Genomic DNA, 15145 nt, shown 5'->3' with positions numbered 1-15145 from the left:
TTTACCCAATTTTCCTGCATGTTGATTCAGAAATTGTTTCGTTCTATCAAAAGTTTCTATGAACTAATTGAGAATTGATTGATGTCCAAAAAATAAATCTGTTAGTCATAAGACACTTTGGATACGTCTGTGCGTCGAAAGACAGAGTTTAATCAATCATATCATACCAGCATTTCATGAAAGATTCGAGTGTTCGCAGCATAACCAAAGCTGTTTCCTGGAGAGTTATAGGCACCATTGACACTATTGTTTTATCAGCCATTATTTCGGGACATTTGGTTTTGGCTATTTCCATTGGCTTTACCGAGTTACTGACGAAAACAATCCTTTATTACTTGCACGAGAGAATTTGGAACCAATTTACATGGGGAAGGACTGTTGCGGGACCTACTCATTTCAGGAGTTTAACCAAGAGTATTAGCTGGAGAACAATTGGGACACTAGATACTATTGCATTAGCATATTTCTACACTGGACAGTTTAATACTGCAGTTTCAATTGGCGGATTAGAGTTATTTACCAAAATTGCATTGTATTATCTACATGAAAGAATTTGGGCCCGATTCAAATGGGGTCGTTCTACAGTAGCGGATAAACCGTCAGTGGACTCACAACTACTTCCAATAACGGATATACACAAACCATGAGTACGACAAAAGAGGCATGGGGCTCCAGACTTGGTCTGATACTTGCCATGGCTGGAAACTCCGTTGGCTTGGGTAACTTCTTGCGATTTCCAGTGCAAGCTGTGCAAAATGGTGGTGGTGCTTTTTTGATTCCTTATCTGGTTTGTTTTTTGCTCATGGGTATACCTCTACTGTGGGTAGAATGGTCTATGGGTAGGTTAGGAGGAAGACACGGTCACCATAGTTCGCCCTTTATCCTACAAACATTAGGAAAACGTACTTTTTGGGCATACATAGGTGTGTTTGGAATATTTACGAACATCGGTGTAGCTGCTTACTATTGTTACATAGAGACATGGACACTTTCCTACTTTTTCCATTCGATCAAAGGGTCATTTTTAAATCTGTCCCAAAATGAGTTGGTGCTGTTTTTTGATCGGTTCATTAATTTTCAAACCACTGATTTTGGCATTCCTTTTGAAGCGGTGGTGTTTTTCGTAATGTGTATTCTGCTCAACAGTTTTATTCTCAGCAAAGGATTGAAAGGGATAGAAACCATAGCCAAAGTGGGAATGCCTCTGCTTATTTTGTTTGGAGCTTTTTTGGCACTGAAGTCATTGATACTGGGTGCCACAGCAGCCTCAGCCTTGTTCCCAGAAGCCAATGCTTGGGATGGTCTCAATTACTTGTTTACTCCACAATATGATTCTATCTGGAAGCCTAGGGTATGGTTAGCAGCGGCGGGACAGGTATTTTTCACACTTTCAGTAGGTATGGGGACTATTCATTGTTATGCAGCGTACATCAAACCCAAAGATGATATTGCCCTCAATGCTGTCTCCGCAGGGTTTACTAACGAATTTGTAGAGATTGTTTTAGGAAGCTTAATAGTGGTTCCTTTGGCAGCTGGTTACCTGGGATTGGATTGGGTAAAAGCAAATATTGGTTTTGGAATAGCATTCCAGACGATGCCATATCTCTTCGCTCAATGGGGAACCTTGCTGGCGGCAATAGCCGGAGTGTTGTGGTTCGGTTTGTTGTTTTTTGCAGGAATCACATCGTCGCTGGCTATGGGTACACCATGGATGAGCTTCATGAGAGACGAATATGGTTGGAATCAGCGAAAAGGTGCTTATTCATTTGGATTGTTAACATTGCTGTTAGGCTTGCCATGTGTTCTGTTTTACCATTATGGTGTGTTTGAAGAATACGATTACTGGGTGGGAACCATCACTTTGGTGGTGTTCGCACTGGCAGAAATGATTCTTTTCTCTTGGGTTTTTGGATTACAGAGAGGTTGGGCTGAAATCACCATGGGAGCCCAAATAAAAATTCCTTCTATATATCGTTTTATTATAAAGTATGTTACCCCTGTGTTGTTGATAGCTGTTCTGTTGGGTGCCATATTTACACCGGTTAATAATGATTGGATAGAAGCTTTTTCTCTTTTGAGTCAAGGGTATGGTTGGGAATTTGATAGCTCCTCATTAATTGGACAATTAGCACAATGGGAATTGAGAACGCAAATTGCAGTTTCTACAGATCAGGAAGTGGTTAATCATGTGCAAAAAGAACTCTGGCTAAGAAATGGAGCTAGAATAGTGTTAACCGGTTTATTCGCCTTTATTGCCTTATTGGTTTATAAAGCATCAAAAAAACATAGTCAAATACATGAACACTGAACCTTTAATATGGATGTTGATCATTCAGATAGGAGTGATTGCTGCCACGGTCTATTTTTTCTCGAAAGTCATAAAAGCAGATGAGAAAGAACATTAAACCCGGATTATTCAATAGAATACTTCAGAACAGCAAGCGAAATATTCTATTGAATAATGACGAAATAATTCTTAATTCTAGAATTATTTGTCAGGGTAACCGCTGCGGCGGACCGTCCTGACAAAGCGAAGCTTTCGTCAGCCATTTGGGCAAATTATGCTTTAATGCATAATTTGGGTCAAAAAAATAACCGCATGTGAAGATGCGGTTATTGGCTTAATTTTTCAATTCTTTGGTTCCCTCTTCGATTTCTTTTCTGACCTCTCGTGTTGCGTCTTTAAACTCCCGGATTCCCCGGCCGAGTCCTCGTGCAAGTTCTGGGATTTTCTTAGCACCAAAAAAGATTATCACAAACAGGAGGATTACCAGAATCTCTCCGCCACCAGGCATACCAAATGCCAAAATTGTGTGGTTTTCAATTGCTATCATAGTAGTGAAAGGAGTTAATTATCAGTATAAGAGGGTATGGAAGTGATTAGTATTCGCCACTGTTCTCGACTTCTTCATTACGCTTTTCCTTTTTTGACTGCTTGTAAAGTAGCCAGCCTACACCTGCACCCAAAAGAGCCACAAATAGAACTTTAGATAATTGTTTCATATAATCAATAGAATAATAAATTGCCTTGTTATAGAAGTGCTCATAGAAATTCAAATAGACAGGCTGAATTTACTAATCGTTTCACTTCATTTGTCTTTAATTATTAGGACGCGAAAATGTTAAATAGTCACAGTTGAGGACACTAAAATATTTCTCAATCGAAATGTGTTCTTTCACATTCTTTTAACTCACAGATGATATCCAAGAAAAAAAAGGGGTTGATCATTCCTGCCAGGTTTAGTTTTCTCCAATTGTTGATCCAAAAGGATGCTAATTTTATTTGGTTAATAGCCATTTGCATATTGATCGCCGGGATTTCTTATCCTTTTCCGCACATCGCCATGTGGGTTGGATTCGTATTGGCAGCTTACTCATCTACAGCCAATGATAGCATACAGACCATCGGTACCTTTATTTCTTCTAATAATTCAAGGCCTTGGTGGCATCTTTGGCTGTTCATTGGAGTGCTGTTCCTCGGAACTGTATTGACAAGTTGGTTGCTTTATGATGGAGATGTTACCTTTCAGAGACTTTCATCCAAGGGATTTTCGCAAGCCCCAACGTCATTTCACTTTTTGCAAATAGCTGCGCCTATTTTTCTTCTGATCATCACCAGATTGAAAGTACCGGTTTCAACTACATTTCTTTTGCTTAGTGCCTTCAGCGCCAGTCCAGAAGCAGTATTAGGAGTGTTTGAGAAGAGTGTTTTTGGATATCTCATTGCTTTTATAACAGCGGCCATTATTTGGATCGCTCTGGATCGGTGGATGAAGAACTGGTTTCAGGGCCATATAAAAACGAGATGGGTGGTTTTTCAATGGATAACCAGTGGATTGCTTTGGGTATTGTGGATCATTCAGGATGCAGCAAATATTGCTGTGTACCTTCCCCGGAAACTTGATTTGATTCAATTTCTGGTATTTAGTCTAACAGTGTTTTTAGGACTGGGACTCATTTTTTATTTGAAGGGAGATAAAATTCAGCAGATTGTTGATGAAAAAACAGATACCAAGGATATCCGAAAGGCGACCATGATTGACCTGGTCTATGGTTTTATTCTAATACTTTTCAGTTGGATCAATACTATACCTATGAGTACTACCTGGGTGTTTATTGGGTTACTTGGCGGTAGGGAGATTGCTATTAAGTATAAAAAGGACAAAGCACTTGATGTAACATGGAAACTAATCGGGAAGGATCTGCTTCATGCCTTGATAGGTTTGGTTGTCTCCATCATCATAGCAGTAGCTTCTAATGAGAAGCTAAGAGAAGAAATTTTAAGCATGATGAATCTTTAGAGTTCCTTCTCTGTAATGATATTTCCAGACTGATCCAGTACCATCATGAATCGGCTCAAGTCAGCATTTCTGTAAATGATTTCATAGCTGATCTGATTTCCTTCATTGACCAATACAGCATTCATCAGTTCTCCTGTTTGGCTCAGTTGATTACTAACAAACCCTGGTAGAGACTCAGCGGTTAGTTGCATGGTGTATTTTACTAAAAGACCATTTGAATCAAATTCAGCCACATATTCAGTGGTTTCAAGATGAAAAATTACCTCAAAACGCTCACCTCTGATTTGCCATTCAGGATTGATAGCCTGTGGATATTTGCTTGCAAAAGACTGGGCGCATAATGAAGGAGGAGTAACCCCAGTGCCATCCACTAGTTGTTTTAATAACTTATCCATGATCATATGGTTGTTAAGACGAAATATCTCTCCGAGGTAACGTTATTGAGCATCATCAAACTTGTTTTTGTAAAGATAAATTACCCGAGACCTTGCACGCTTTAAGCGCATCTTTGTCGCATTTTCTGTAATACGCAATGCCTCACTAATGGTTTTGATCGACAAATCGTCTTGATATTTCATGAGTAAAAGAGCTTTTTCCTCAGGATGTATCATTTCCATGATTTCTAACAAATTCTCATAGGTAATCTCTGAAATTGATTCGTCACTTTCATCAATGATGTCAGGTAGTTCATTCTCACTGTTCCATTGGGGATAGTGTAGCTTCTTTTTTAGACGTAAAAAGTCAATACAGTGATTGTATGTGATGGAATATAGCCAGGATGAAAAGGCGGACTTGCTCTTAAATGAACCAAGCTTTTCATACGTTTTAGAAAACACATCTTCTGCGAGTTCTTCAGCTAATTCTCTGTTTTTCACAAAACTGTGACACTTGCCTAGTACCTTGGAATGATACCGTTTGTATAGTACTTCAAATGCTTCCGAATGACCTCCAGCAGCCAGTTTGGCTACTATTTCCTCATCGGATAATTCGTGATAATTGATTCGGGTCACGTGTTTTTATTAATTCGGGAAAAAGTTACGAAAAATATTTATGTGACGCTGTTACTTTTTGAAGGTGTTGCGTCTCAAGATCAGATATTCAAAATATCACACTGAATACAATGATAAGAAAGTTTGTAAATGGCATATTAACACTAGGTGTAATGTCCATTTTGATAGTAGCATGTGGAGAAGTACCTCAAGCTGAGATTGATCAAGCCAATGTAGTTATTAATGAGACAAAGGCGGCTGGTGCCGAAATTTATGCTCAGGAAGAATATATCGCATTAGAAGATTCTATGAAGTCTATTATAGAACAAGTGGAAGTTCAAAAGACCAAATTCTTTGGTAAATACGATGAGGTGAAACTACAACTGGCGAGTTTGCAACAACAAGCTTCAGAGGTGAAAACACTTGCATTGGCCAGAAAAGAAGAGCTTAAACAGCAAATTGAAGCAAACCTCGCTGAAGTAAAAGAGCTTTTGGCGGCAAATAAGCAGCTAATTGGTGAGGCTCCAACTGGCAAAGAAGGTACTGCGGCTTTGCAGGCGATTACTGGTGAACTAAGTGCTATTGAAACTTCAGTTAACAGTACATCAGACTTGATTGCAGCAGAAGAGTACGGTAAAAGTGCAGATCAATTGAACGCTGCTAAAGAGAAAGCTTTGGCTATCAACACAGAGTTACAAGAGGTGATTAGCAAATACAAGGCTAATACAAAAGGTAGAAAAGGATAATCAAGCAAAGTCTGCCATGTCTTAGTAAAATGAGACGTGGCAGTATTTATGTATGTTGCGTTATTTTATCGCATTGATCGTGGTAGTTGTTTTGATTACCACGATTGTTTTTATCAGACTATCCAACTCACAATATATCAGTCCTGCCTCTGAAATTTCTATTGCCAGAACGGCAATTACCTCTGCCATGCAGGCAAAATCTGATAGTTATGCTTACCCAACACTTAAAAGAGCTCAGACTTTGTATGATTCAGCCATGAATCTTTGGTCAACAGAAAATGAACGATTCATTCTTTACAGAGATTATCAGTCGGCCCGAAATTTGGCTAACGAGGCTGCTAAAATCGCGAACTCTGCATTGCGTACCGCTAAGCTGGCGGAATCGGAATTGAAACAACTGGTTGCTGATCAATTGGGAAGGATCGATAAAATGATCCTCAACTATGATCAGAATTATGCCAATGTTCCATTAACCAAGTCCCTCAGGCAGGAGCTCGCTAATGCCAGGCTATTGTATCATGAAGCGAAATCTGCTTATGAAAGAAAAGATTTGAAACGAAGTAAGCTCAAGCTAGATAATGCACAGGTACTAATCACAGGTTTGACTGATCACACACATCAGCTACTTGCCAACTACTTTGAAGAATATGACCAATGGATGAAATGGGTGAATAAAGCTATTGTCAGATCATCCAGAGAAAAAACGACCAGCATTGTGGTGGATAAGTTTGCTCGAGAATGCAAAATCTACAAAAGCGGTAAGTTGGTGAAAACATTACCAGTAGAATTAGGTGCCAATTGGATTGGTGATAAAATGCATCAAGGTGACAAGACTACACCTGAAGGGAATTACCACATTGTGAAGACCAAGGTCAATGGCGACACCAGGTATTATAAGGCGCTACTGATCAATTATCCGAATGATGAGGATAAAATTAGATTTAGTCAACTTCAGAGTCAGGGTCGAATCAAAAAAGGAGTGAGTATTGGTAACCTTATTGAAATCCATGGAGGAGGAGGTAAGGGTGTGGATTGGACTGATGGATGCATTGCTTTAAATAATTCGGACATGGATATAGTATTCGGCTATAGCCAGGTCAATACACCGGTGACCATTGTTGGATCACTTCGACCTTTAGATGAAATACGTACATCATCATCTGCCAAACCATGATACTTAACCTTTTTAATCGTTTGTGGATCAGACTTAGACCAGTCTATTCTCACTATTTGATCCGTAGAATCTTCATTGGAGTACTTGTTCTTATTGCATTGCTGATTGGGCCGAACGTGATTCAGCAGATTCTATTAAGGGGTACATTAAGTAAGTATAACCTGGTAGAAGACTCAATTTCTGTTTCTGCTCACAAAGCGAAACTTCAAGCGGAGATCGTAAAACTTGATAAAAAACTTCAAGCTAAAATACCTGCCAATTATTATCTGGTGATTAATACGGCTGAAAACGAGTTTCAGCTATATAAGAAAACGGAGTTGATCAAACAGGATAAATGCAGTACAGGAAGCTATACGCTATTGAAAAATGGTGACCAGCAGCAATGGCTGTTTAAAACACCGAAAGGTGAATTTAGAATACAAGGCAAGACCACTTCGCCGGTATGGAAAAAACCTGACTGGGCTTTTGTGGAGGCAGGATTGCCGGTTCCAGCTGCCAATGCTGTGTCCAGGTTTGAATATGGTGTTTTGGGCGATTATGCACTTAGCCTGGGTCAGGGATATCTCATACACGGTACTTTATATCAGCGATTTCTAGGACTTCCGGTCACACATGGTTGTGTGCGCCTAAATGATGAAAACCTGGAATTGGTGTACAAATCACTTACTACTGGCTCTAAAGTATATATCTATTAACATGACGAGATATTTAACCTACGCATTTGTGGGCATTGTTTTCATATTTCTTATTTACAGAAAGATGGGCCCAGTAGCGGAGCTGAGGAGATTGGAAAAGTCCAAACTTTTGGATTCGCTCTCGCAGGATTTTTACCCGATGGCTACCAGTGACCTGGCAAGAGAATTTGCTTTCAAAAAGGAACTGCTCGACCAGACTCAGAGTGATTCTATTGGTTTGGTTATTAACCTAAATGACAGCACTGTGTCAATTAACATCCATGGTGTGACGCTTCACTCTACCAAAATGTCCGCATTGGCGGTGGATTCTTGGTTGACACGTCTGCCAGATGCATTATACCTGCATCAGTATGCTACAAGTACCAGCATTGGGTCGGTGAGATCAACAATTGTCAAAGAACCAATTGTGGTCAGAGATGCACCAAAGGATCCTGAAGAGGCTGCCGTGAATGCTTATGAACCAGATACCCTTATTCAAAACCCTGCGTATTTGCAGTTTGTTTTGGAGTCAAATCTCCAGTTGATCATAGAACAGGACAGTGGGAATACCTGGTTAGAAACTACTACCCGATACAAATTCTTTTCAGCGATGTATTGGCATGAATTCAAAACGGATTTAAAGGGTTTTTTGACATTTAGTCAACCAAGCTATACACCATCGGTCAGAGTAAAATTGCCTGTATCTGATATGCGCTCCATTTACCGGGCATTACCTGCTAGGCCTGTTGTGGTTGTAAACTGGTCTGAGTAAAATATTCTCGTTATCTATGATGTTACTTCCCTGATGATCAACGTCTCAATTATTGAATCCTGAATAATCAGGATGTCTAAAAGATGATAACAGATAGTGCTACCCTTATAATGGGTATTTTATTCACAATAGCAATTTTTGCTCCGGTAGTTTTCTTTGTTTATTTAGGGAAAAAGCGGTTGTTAAAGACCTCTAAAATTATATCCAGAATTCAATTTAAAGGGAACTTTAAGTTTACAGAAAAGGATGTTTGGAATGATCATGGTCTCGCAATTGATCCTTTGAAAAAGGCTATGGTTTGGGTGGATACTTCGACCGCCAATTATAAGTGGAGAATAATCGACCTAACGAAGGTTTGGAACAGTCAGGTGGTAGATACTCCAAATATGATACAGCTAATTATAACTTATCGTGATGACCAGAACCATCCTTTTGAAGTAATCACGCTCTTTGATGCCAAAATTGATGACCCGTTTGAAAAAGGATTTCATGGAGTGTTGGCTAAAAAATGGAATGCACGAATTCATCAGTTAATCCATAAGTCTACTTCTCCTACGATTACCCCAAGAAGAGCAGCTTAGTTGCTTGGGAGTATGGTGAATCAGTAAGTCGGTAACCAGTGATTAGTGAATGGTGTAATAGTGAACTTTCATCAACATCAGACTTCAAGCACCTAGCATCCAGCATCAAGCCTTCTCTTTGCCTATTGAGTAATTGCCTATTGTGGTTTGTTTTAGTGATTGGTGAATTAGCTGTATGCCCCTCTGTATAATTAAATGAATTCAGATTTTGTAGATGCGATATCTGAGGTTTATGGTAAAATGCCTAATTCAAAATCGTTTGGATGAACTCACCCCAACCCCTCTCTTGGGAAGAGAGGGGCTTTGATCCATATTAATGTCAAGGATTTAATGTGCTTGGGGTGAGTTGGATGATAAATGGTAATAGAATAATCGGCATCATATTGAGTCTGAAAACTGTTCTTAATAAACTGATAGCTAATCACCTAACATCCAACACCCGACATCCAACATCAAGCTTTCTCTTTGCCTATTGATTAGTTTTCTATTGCCTATTTTGATTTGACTCCCAACCCATAACTCAGAACTCCTGAACCCAGAACCCAAAACCCAGTCCATCACTCCAATTTACCATTCATAAATCCGCCTAAATCGCTGTGAATCATATTCATATATTTGTTCTTCAATCCTAATATATCATGAAGAAGATTTTTATTACCCCTTTAGCACTAGCAGTCTTGTTTAGTGCTTGCAATCCTCCTAAAGAGGAAGCAAAAACGGACATGCCTCCAGGTTTGGACATGGCCATGATGAACAAAGAAGTTAGTCCGAAAGAGGATTTTTACCAGTTTGCCAATGGTGGCTGGTTAGAGACTACTGAGATCCCAGAAGATGAAGGAAGATGGGGTGGCTTTGGTGAACTACGTGATAAGAACGACAAAATCATGTTGGACATCATGGATAAGGCTGCTCAAAATCCAGAATTCAAAGAAGGAAGTGATGAGCGCAAGGCAATCTCATTCTTCTCTGTAGGAATGGATTCTGTACTTGCTGAGAAAGTAGGAGTGGTTGCTCTTGATAAATGGATGAATGACATCAATGGTGTTGCCAATACTGATGAATTGCAGGCGTTGATTGCAAAGATGCATTTGAATGGATATGGCCCGTTTTTCGGAGTAAGTTCATTTGCTAATTTGATGGATAGCAAGGTGAATGCATTGTATGTAGGTGCTGGAGGACTTGGTTTGCCAAATAGAGACTACTACACCAAGGATGATGCAAAGTCAAAAGAAATCCGCGAAAAGTATGTAGAGCATGTGGCTAAAATGCTCACAGTGGCTAAAGTAGATGGTGATCAGGAGGCTATGGCCAATGACGTTATGGATATCGAAAATCGTTTAGCGCTTGCATCATTAACACCAATTGAGTCTAGAAATATTCCTGCATTGTACAATCCGATGACTGTTGAAGGTTTGCAAGACATTGCTTCTAACATCGAGTGGAACACCTATTTCAAAACGGTAGGTGTAGATATGAGTAAAGTTGATACCCTAATTGTTACTCAGCCTAAGTTTGTGAAAGAAGTAAATGAGTTAATCGTAGATACTGATCTTGCTGCGATTCAAGCTTACTTGAAGTGGAATGTGGTGAATAGAGCTGCCAACTTCCTGAACAATGAGATGGTTCAGACCAACTTTGACTTCTATGGTAAAGTAATTCGGGGTACGGATAAAATGCAACCACGTGAAGAGCGAGTTTTGTCTACAACCAATGGTGTGATTGGTGAGGCTATCGGTAAAGTGTATGTAGCGGAAACGTTCCCTCCAGAAGCGAAGGCTAGTGCTGAAGAGATGGTAGCAAATCTGATGAAAGCATTTGATCAAAGAATCAAGGACTTGCCATGGATGTCTGATTCATCTAAGGTTCAGGCTTTGAAAAAACTGAATAGTCTTACAGTTAAAATCGGATATCCTGACAAGTGGAGAGACTATTCATCGTTAAACGTAGAAAGCAGTGGCGAGTCTTATAGCTACTTGTCTAACATGGAAAATGCATGGAGATGGGAATTTGCTGAAAATATCAAAGAAGTAGGCGAGCCCGTAGATAAAGCTAGATGGGGAATGAACCCTCAGACGGTAAATGCATACTTCAATCCACTGAACAACGAAATCGTATTCCCTGCGGCTATTTTACAACCTCCTTTCTATAACTACACAGCAGATGCCGCTGTAAATTATGGTGGAATGGGAGCTGTGATCGGACACGAGATTTCTCATGGTTTTGATGATCAGGGAAGCCGTTTTGACTGGGAAGGTAACATGGTGAACTGGTGGACTGAAGGCGATCGTGAGCGTTTCACAGAGCGTACAGATAAACTGGTAGCTCAGTTTGACGCTTATGAAGCACTAGACTCTGTAAACGTACAAGGTAGACTGACTCTAGGTGAGAATATTGGTGACTTAGGAGGTTTGAATGCAGCGTATGACGCACTTCAAATCTATTTAGCTGAAAACGGTAATCCTGGTTTAATCGATGGATTTACTCCAGAGCAAAGATTGTTCATTAGCTGGGCAACTATCTGGAGAACGAAGTACAGAGATGAAACTTTGAGAACTCAGGTATTGACCGATCCACATTCTCCTGGTATGTTTAGAGCTATTGGTCCATTGACCAACATGGAAACATTTTACGAGGCGTTTGATCTGAAGGAAGGCGATGAGCTTTGGAGACCTGAAGAAGAGCGTGTGAAAATCTGGTAAGATTTTTTAAGAGACTAATTTAAAAAAGCATCTTGAAGATCCTGAAACAAGTTCAGGATGACGAGATGCTTTTTTTATAACCGAAGGTATTCTGAAATAAATCTGTCAGCCAATAAGCAGGGATATAAGAACGATGAAATACGTTCTTTTTTTATTCGAAAGTAATCTTATGCAATCTCAATCCTGAAGCTGGAGCTACCCACGGTAAAGATTCTTCTATGTCAGGAATCAAGGAAGCCTGTACCTGATCTAGTGTCCATTCGCCTCTGCCAACAGCTACTATTGTGCCAGCCATTAAGCGAACCTGGTATCTCATAAAGCCATTTCCTGAAACTTTGAATACACAATGAGGTAAGTTGTTGAGACGTGAATTATTGTCAGTAAGAACCTCAAATGAGGAAGAAAGTATTTCACGTTCAAACTGAATGTCACCGCTAGGCTTGTTCACATACCTTCTAAAGTTATGTGTTCCTGTAAATAGCTCTGCAGCTTTAAGCATCAATTCTGGGTCGAGCTCTTCAGGGAAAACAGCCATTTCAGAAGCCAAAAAAGGACTGGGTTTATCTCCATAGGTAAAGTGGTAGTGATACTCCTTGACCTTGGCGTCTTGTATGATATTGAAATCAGAACCGACAGGTTCAATAGATTGTGCTCTGATGTCTGGAGGAAGATTGATGATGAATTCCCTTAAGAATGTATCAGGATCGATTGGTTCAGTTAGAAACAGCTCGAAAGCATAGTCTTCTGCTGATACCTTGGCGTCCGTTCTGCTACAACCGAGTGTTTTGAACTCTTGTTCACCCATCACATAGCGAATGGTATTATCGATCATTCCATGGACAGTCTTTACTCCGGGTTGTTTTTGCCAACCAGAGTATCGAAATCCTAAAAAATCAATTCTTACCAGATAATGGATGGTCCATTTAGACATTTTGCAATACTAGTTTGCATAATGTTCTTGGACAAAATTGCTCAGCCATGTTTGTACTTGTCGACGCTGATCTTTTTTTGCTTTGATAAATCCATGATCTACTTTATCTAGTTCATGGTATTCGTTCGGAATCCCCAAAGTGTCTAATTTTTTCCTCAACTGTAGAGATTGTTCTACAGGTACCACACGATCAGAGTTGCCATGAATAATGAGCGTAGGTGGGGCTTTCTCCGTGAGATAGTTTGAAGGTGAATAGCGTTTCATGAAGTCATTTGCTCTTATACTATCTTCAGTGGGATCAAATCCAAATAGCTTTCGAGAAAGGTCTAGTCGCTGTTTGACAGAGGCAGGGAGTTTATTCAAATACGCTCCAATAGTATCTAGTGTAGGTCCATGATATAGCATATCCATATCTGCAGGCCCGTAGACATCAATGAGGTAATTGAATTTAATGGAATGAGAGGAGGCTTCGAATGCTTCTGGAGGAGCAAAAGCAGTCATCATGGCGATGTGTGCTCCAGCAGATTCTCCAAAAATTCCAACATTATTCAAGTCGAGTTGATATTCTTCTCCATGTTTTTCGAGCCAGGATATGGCATCGTAAGCATCTCTGATGCATTCTGGAAACGGAGATTTTCCATCTTTGGCAAGTGTATAAGATGGGCTAATAACACAATATCCTGCTTCTCTTAGTGTGTTGATTGCTCCATTGAAGCGATTCATGTTAATGGCCTCTTTGCGGCCAACTACCCATGCTCCTCCATGAAAATAGATTAGTACTGGAGCTTCGTCATACAGTGAATTGATGGGTCTATAGATGTCCAGTGTTTGACTGGGCTTAAAGGGTATCCGATAATGTACCTTACCTTGAAGGATAGGTGCTTTGTTGGATACAAAAAAGTATACGATACCTGAAAGTATGAGTAGGAGGAAGACCCCATTGACGATAAAAAATACCAACATCCGTCTTTTGGTTATTGTCATTTAAAACAATACCTCCAAAAGTATCAATTTGTTGCTTTCTGCCTTAAAAAATGTCAGTATGTCTGAACTTGATTTTTAAGGTTAGAAAATTTCAAATGAAGTTGATCAATTAGATATTCCAAGTTCTCCACTTCATCATATTTACGCTCTCTACGTTTTTCTAGCATTTCACCCTGTAATCGGTGTAATTCAGATTCAATATGACTGAGACTTTGGCCTGAAGTATAGTAGTTCATTTTCATGGCGGTTTAAATTTTTACTTTTCTTCTTCCCTTAAGACAATTTTGATGCCAATTACCACCAAAAAGTCCTTAAGAATTTACTGCATTAATTTTCCAATTACAACAGTTATACATCGCCTAATCTCAACTGCACTTACGTTGAAATGTTGTTCTTTAGATTTAAAATTTATCAACTTTTTTTCTTTGGCAAAATCATAAGATATTGAAATACAATTGTTAAAAATGAGTAAGTTCAATAAGTTTCGAATGGTAATATTGTCATTGATTTGATTTTGATTCCATTCGTCGAAAAGTGGAAATAGTTTTCCACATCGGACAAACTGTCATTCAAATTATTGCCTAACACTAACCTTGAATACCTTGTGGCCAAGTACCTATTTATTTGTTTCAATCTGAGTTTTGTCCTATTTCTCCTCTGTTCATGTAATCCATCAAGGTCTGATCTCTATGGTTTGTATGAGCTCCAAACCATTAACGTGGATGGGATAGATCGCTCTCATAGTCCTGAGTTTATTGAGTTTAAACAGGATGGTTCATTTGCACTCTCCCTGGTAAAAGGGGATTATCTGGGGTTTTATGAGCTCACAGGGAGCATACTCAAATTATCTTCAGAATCCGGAGGTAGATTTAATGCTGATTGGAGTCTAACCATACTTCCCAATCAAATTATACTGAAAGGACTTGATGATGGCTACAAAGTCACCGAAATGTACTTTTCAATAATTGATAAAGTCCCTGACTTTGATGATTTTGAGGAGCGTGTTCTTGGAACATGGCAAATCTATAAAACACGCGATAACGGAGATGTGAAGCATGTTGCCACCACTTTCATGCAAATAGATGCTAAAAGTTATCGAATAGAGGTGGATGGTCAGATGGTGGAAAACGGAGCTTCTGTCATCAATACGCGTCATCACAAGGTTGTATTTGAGAGTGATGACGTGATGTGGGAGGCATGGTTTTATGGGAAGGAATTGAGATTGACTAATCCGAAAAATGGATTTCAATATGATTTGAGAAGAGTAGATTAAATTGTCAAATGAATTATATTA

Annotated in this window: 17 protein-coding genes; 10 read left to right on the top strand and 7 right to left on the bottom strand. The window is 39.4% G+C overall.

The features are described 5' to 3' along the window. Positions 1 to 176 precede the first annotated feature (176 nt). Positions 177 to 647 (top strand): DUF2061 domain-containing protein, encoded by a 471-nt coding sequence (locus NXS00_RS02280; RefSeq protein WP_258097494.1) that lies wholly within the window; start codon positions 177 to 179, stop codon positions 645 to 647. Next, positions 644 to 2308: an SLC5/6 family protein gene (locus NXS00_RS02275; RefSeq protein WP_258097493.1), complete on the top strand. Its 1665-nt coding sequence runs from the start codon at positions 644 to 646 to the stop codon at positions 2306 to 2308. Before NXS00_RS02280 ends, NXS00_RS02275 begins: the two co-directional genes overlap by 4 nt. A gap of 313 nt (positions 2309 to 2621) precedes the next feature. Here NXS00_RS02275 and NXS00_RS02270 read toward each other — a convergent pair whose 3' ends face one another. Then, on the bottom strand, positions 2622 to 2834 hold the full coding sequence (locus NXS00_RS02270) for a Sec-independent protein translocase subunit TatA/TatB (RefSeq protein ID WP_258097492.1): 213 nt from the start codon (positions 2832 to 2834) through the stop codon (positions 2622 to 2624). A 46-nt stretch (positions 2835 to 2880) separates the two neighbouring features. Further along, positions 2881 to 3003, bottom strand: a complete 123-nt coding sequence (locus NXS00_RS02265) for a hypothetical protein (RefSeq protein ID WP_258097491.1) — start codon at positions 3001 to 3003, stop codon at positions 2881 to 2883. A gap of 194 nt (positions 3004 to 3197) precedes the next feature. Between NXS00_RS02265 and NXS00_RS02260 the strand changes: the two genes are divergently transcribed. Beyond that, positions 3198 to 4301, top strand: coding sequence for a hypothetical protein (locus tag NXS00_RS02260; RefSeq protein ID WP_258097490.1), 1104 nt, complete (start codon positions 3198 to 3200; stop codon positions 4299 to 4301). On the opposite strand, the gene NXS00_RS02255 is transcribed toward NXS00_RS02260, so the two are convergent. After that, entirely contained in the window at positions 4298 to 4696 is a 399-nt protein-coding gene (locus NXS00_RS02255; RefSeq protein WP_258097489.1) for a hypothetical protein, read from the bottom strand. The two genes, NXS00_RS02260 and NXS00_RS02255, sit on opposite strands and share 4 nt — an antisense overlap. Before the next feature lie 42 nt (positions 4697 to 4738). Then, positions 4739 to 5311: an RNA polymerase sigma factor gene (locus NXS00_RS02250; RefSeq protein ID WP_258097488.1), complete on the bottom strand. Its 573-nt coding sequence runs from the start codon at positions 5309 to 5311 to the stop codon at positions 4739 to 4741. A 110-nt stretch (positions 5312 to 5421) separates the two neighbouring features. Here NXS00_RS02250 and NXS00_RS02245 point away from each other — a divergent pair, with 110 nt between their 5' ends. The 6 genes from NXS00_RS02245 (at position 5422) to NXS00_RS02220 (ending at position 11936) form a co-directional block, all read left to right on the top strand. After that, a complete protein-coding gene (locus NXS00_RS02245; RefSeq protein WP_258097487.1) occupies positions 5422 to 6036 on the top strand; it encodes a hypothetical protein in 615 nt (204 codons plus the stop codon). 52 nt (positions 6037 to 6088) lie between these two features. Further along, positions 6089 to 7210 carry a L,D-transpeptidase family protein gene (locus NXS00_RS02240; protein ID WP_258097486.1) on the top strand — a complete coding sequence of 374 codons (1122 nt, stop codon included), beginning with the start codon at positions 6089 to 6091 and terminating at the stop codon, positions 7208 to 7210. Continuing rightward, positions 7207 to 7905, top strand: coding sequence for a L,D-transpeptidase (locus NXS00_RS02235; protein WP_258097485.1), 699 nt, complete (start codon positions 7207 to 7209; stop codon positions 7903 to 7905). The genes NXS00_RS02240 and NXS00_RS02235 overlap by 4 nt, the downstream gene beginning before the upstream one ends. A 1-nt stretch (position 7906) precedes the next feature. Beyond that, positions 7907 to 8656, top strand: coding sequence for a hypothetical protein (locus NXS00_RS02230; RefSeq protein WP_258097484.1), 750 nt, complete (start codon positions 7907 to 7909; stop codon positions 8654 to 8656). Between the two features lie 83 nt (positions 8657 to 8739). Continuing rightward, positions 8740 to 9237, top strand: coding sequence for a hypothetical protein (locus NXS00_RS02225; RefSeq protein WP_258097483.1), 498 nt, complete (start codon positions 8740 to 8742; stop codon positions 9235 to 9237). 638 nt (positions 9238 to 9875) lie between these two features. Then, positions 9876 to 11936 (top strand): M13 family metallopeptidase, encoded by a 2061-nt coding sequence (locus NXS00_RS02220; RefSeq protein ID WP_258097482.1) that lies wholly within the window; start codon positions 9876 to 9878, stop codon positions 11934 to 11936. A gap of 151 nt (positions 11937 to 12087) precedes the next feature. Here NXS00_RS02220 and NXS00_RS02215 read toward each other — a convergent pair whose 3' ends face one another. From NXS00_RS02215 to NXS00_RS02205, 3 genes are all read right to left on the bottom strand, one after another. Further along, a complete protein-coding gene (locus NXS00_RS02215) occupies positions 12088 to 12867 on the bottom strand; it encodes a tRNA pseudouridine synthase A (protein WP_258097481.1) in 780 nt (259 codons plus the stop codon). A 9-nt stretch (positions 12868 to 12876) separates the two neighbouring features. Next, complete coding sequence (locus NXS00_RS02210; protein WP_258097480.1) at positions 12877 to 13830, bottom strand: alpha/beta hydrolase; 954 nt, start codon at positions 13828 to 13830, stop codon at positions 12877 to 12879. Positions 13831 to 13904: 74 nt separating this feature from the next. Continuing rightward, positions 13905 to 14087, bottom strand: coding sequence for a hypothetical protein (locus NXS00_RS02205; protein ID WP_258097479.1), 183 nt, complete (start codon positions 14085 to 14087; stop codon positions 13905 to 13907). A gap of 482 nt (positions 14088 to 14569) precedes the next feature. Between NXS00_RS02205 and NXS00_RS02200 the strand changes: the two genes are divergently transcribed. After that, positions 14570 to 15124 carry a hypothetical protein gene (locus NXS00_RS02200; RefSeq protein WP_258097478.1) on the top strand — a complete coding sequence of 185 codons (555 nt, stop codon included), beginning with the start codon at positions 14570 to 14572 and terminating at the stop codon, positions 15122 to 15124. Positions 15125 to 15145: the final 21 nt, after the last annotated feature.

The sequence above is a fragment of the Marinoscillum pacificum genome (genome assembly GCF_024714495.1).
In the GTDB taxonomy this organism is placed as follows: Bacteria; Bacteroidota; Bacteroidia; order Cytophagales; family Cyclobacteriaceae; genus Marinoscillum; species Marinoscillum pacificum.
The sequence above is the reverse complement of the archived record's forward strand: the minus strand, read 5'-3'. Positions and strand labels throughout refer to the sequence as shown.

What these genes read in the sequence shown, in the direction of transcription:
- NXS00_RS02270 (WP_258097492.1), bottom strand. Translation starts at nt 2,834, where the DNA reads ATGATAGCAATTGAAAACCACACAATTTTGGCATTTGGTATGCCTGGT.
- NXS00_RS02275 (WP_258097493.1), top strand. Translation starts at nt 644, where the DNA reads ATGAGTACGACAAAAGAGGCATGGGGCTCCAGACTTGGTCTGATACTT.
- NXS00_RS02225 (WP_258097483.1), top strand. Translation starts at nt 8,740, where the DNA reads ATGATAACAGATAGTGCTACCCTTATAATGGGTATTTTATTCACAATA.
- NXS00_RS02220 (WP_258097482.1), top strand. Translation starts at nt 9,876, where the DNA reads ATGAAGAAGATTTTTATTACCCCTTTAGCACTAGCAGTCTTGTTTAGT.
- NXS00_RS02255 (WP_258097489.1), bottom strand. Translation starts at nt 4,696, where the DNA reads ATGGATAAGTTATTAAAACAACTAGTGGATGGCACTGGGGTTACTCCT.
- NXS00_RS02235 (WP_258097485.1), top strand. Translation starts at nt 7,207, where the DNA reads ATGATACTTAACCTTTTTAATCGTTTGTGGATCAGACTTAGACCAGTC.
- NXS00_RS02215 (WP_258097481.1), bottom strand. Translation starts at nt 12,867, where the DNA reads ATGTCTAAATGGACCATCCATTATCTGGTAAGAATTGATTTTTTAGGA.
- NXS00_RS02245 (WP_258097487.1), top strand. Translation starts at nt 5,422, where the DNA reads ATGATAAGAAAGTTTGTAAATGGCATATTAACACTAGGTGTAATGTCC.
- NXS00_RS02205 (WP_258097479.1), bottom strand. Translation starts at nt 14,087, where the DNA reads ATGAACTACTATACTTCAGGCCAAAGTCTCAGTCATATTGAATCTGAA.
- NXS00_RS02280 (WP_258097494.1), top strand. Translation starts at nt 177, where the DNA reads ATGAAAGATTCGAGTGTTCGCAGCATAACCAAAGCTGTTTCCTGGAGA.
- NXS00_RS02265 (WP_258097491.1), bottom strand. Translation starts at nt 3,003, where the DNA reads ATGAAACAATTATCTAAAGTTCTATTTGTGGCTCTTTTGGGTGCAGGT.
- NXS00_RS02240 (WP_258097486.1), top strand. Translation starts at nt 6,089, where the DNA reads ATGTTGCGTTATTTTATCGCATTGATCGTGGTAGTTGTTTTGATTACC.
- NXS00_RS02230 (WP_258097484.1), top strand. Translation starts at nt 7,907, where the DNA reads ATGACGAGATATTTAACCTACGCATTTGTGGGCATTGTTTTCATATTT.
- NXS00_RS02210 (WP_258097480.1), bottom strand. Translation starts at nt 13,830, where the DNA reads ATGTTGGTATTTTTTATCGTCAATGGGGTCTTCCTCCTACTCATACTT.
- NXS00_RS02260 (WP_258097490.1), top strand. Translation starts at nt 3,198, where the DNA reads ATGATATCCAAGAAAAAAAAGGGGTTGATCATTCCTGCCAGGTTTAGT.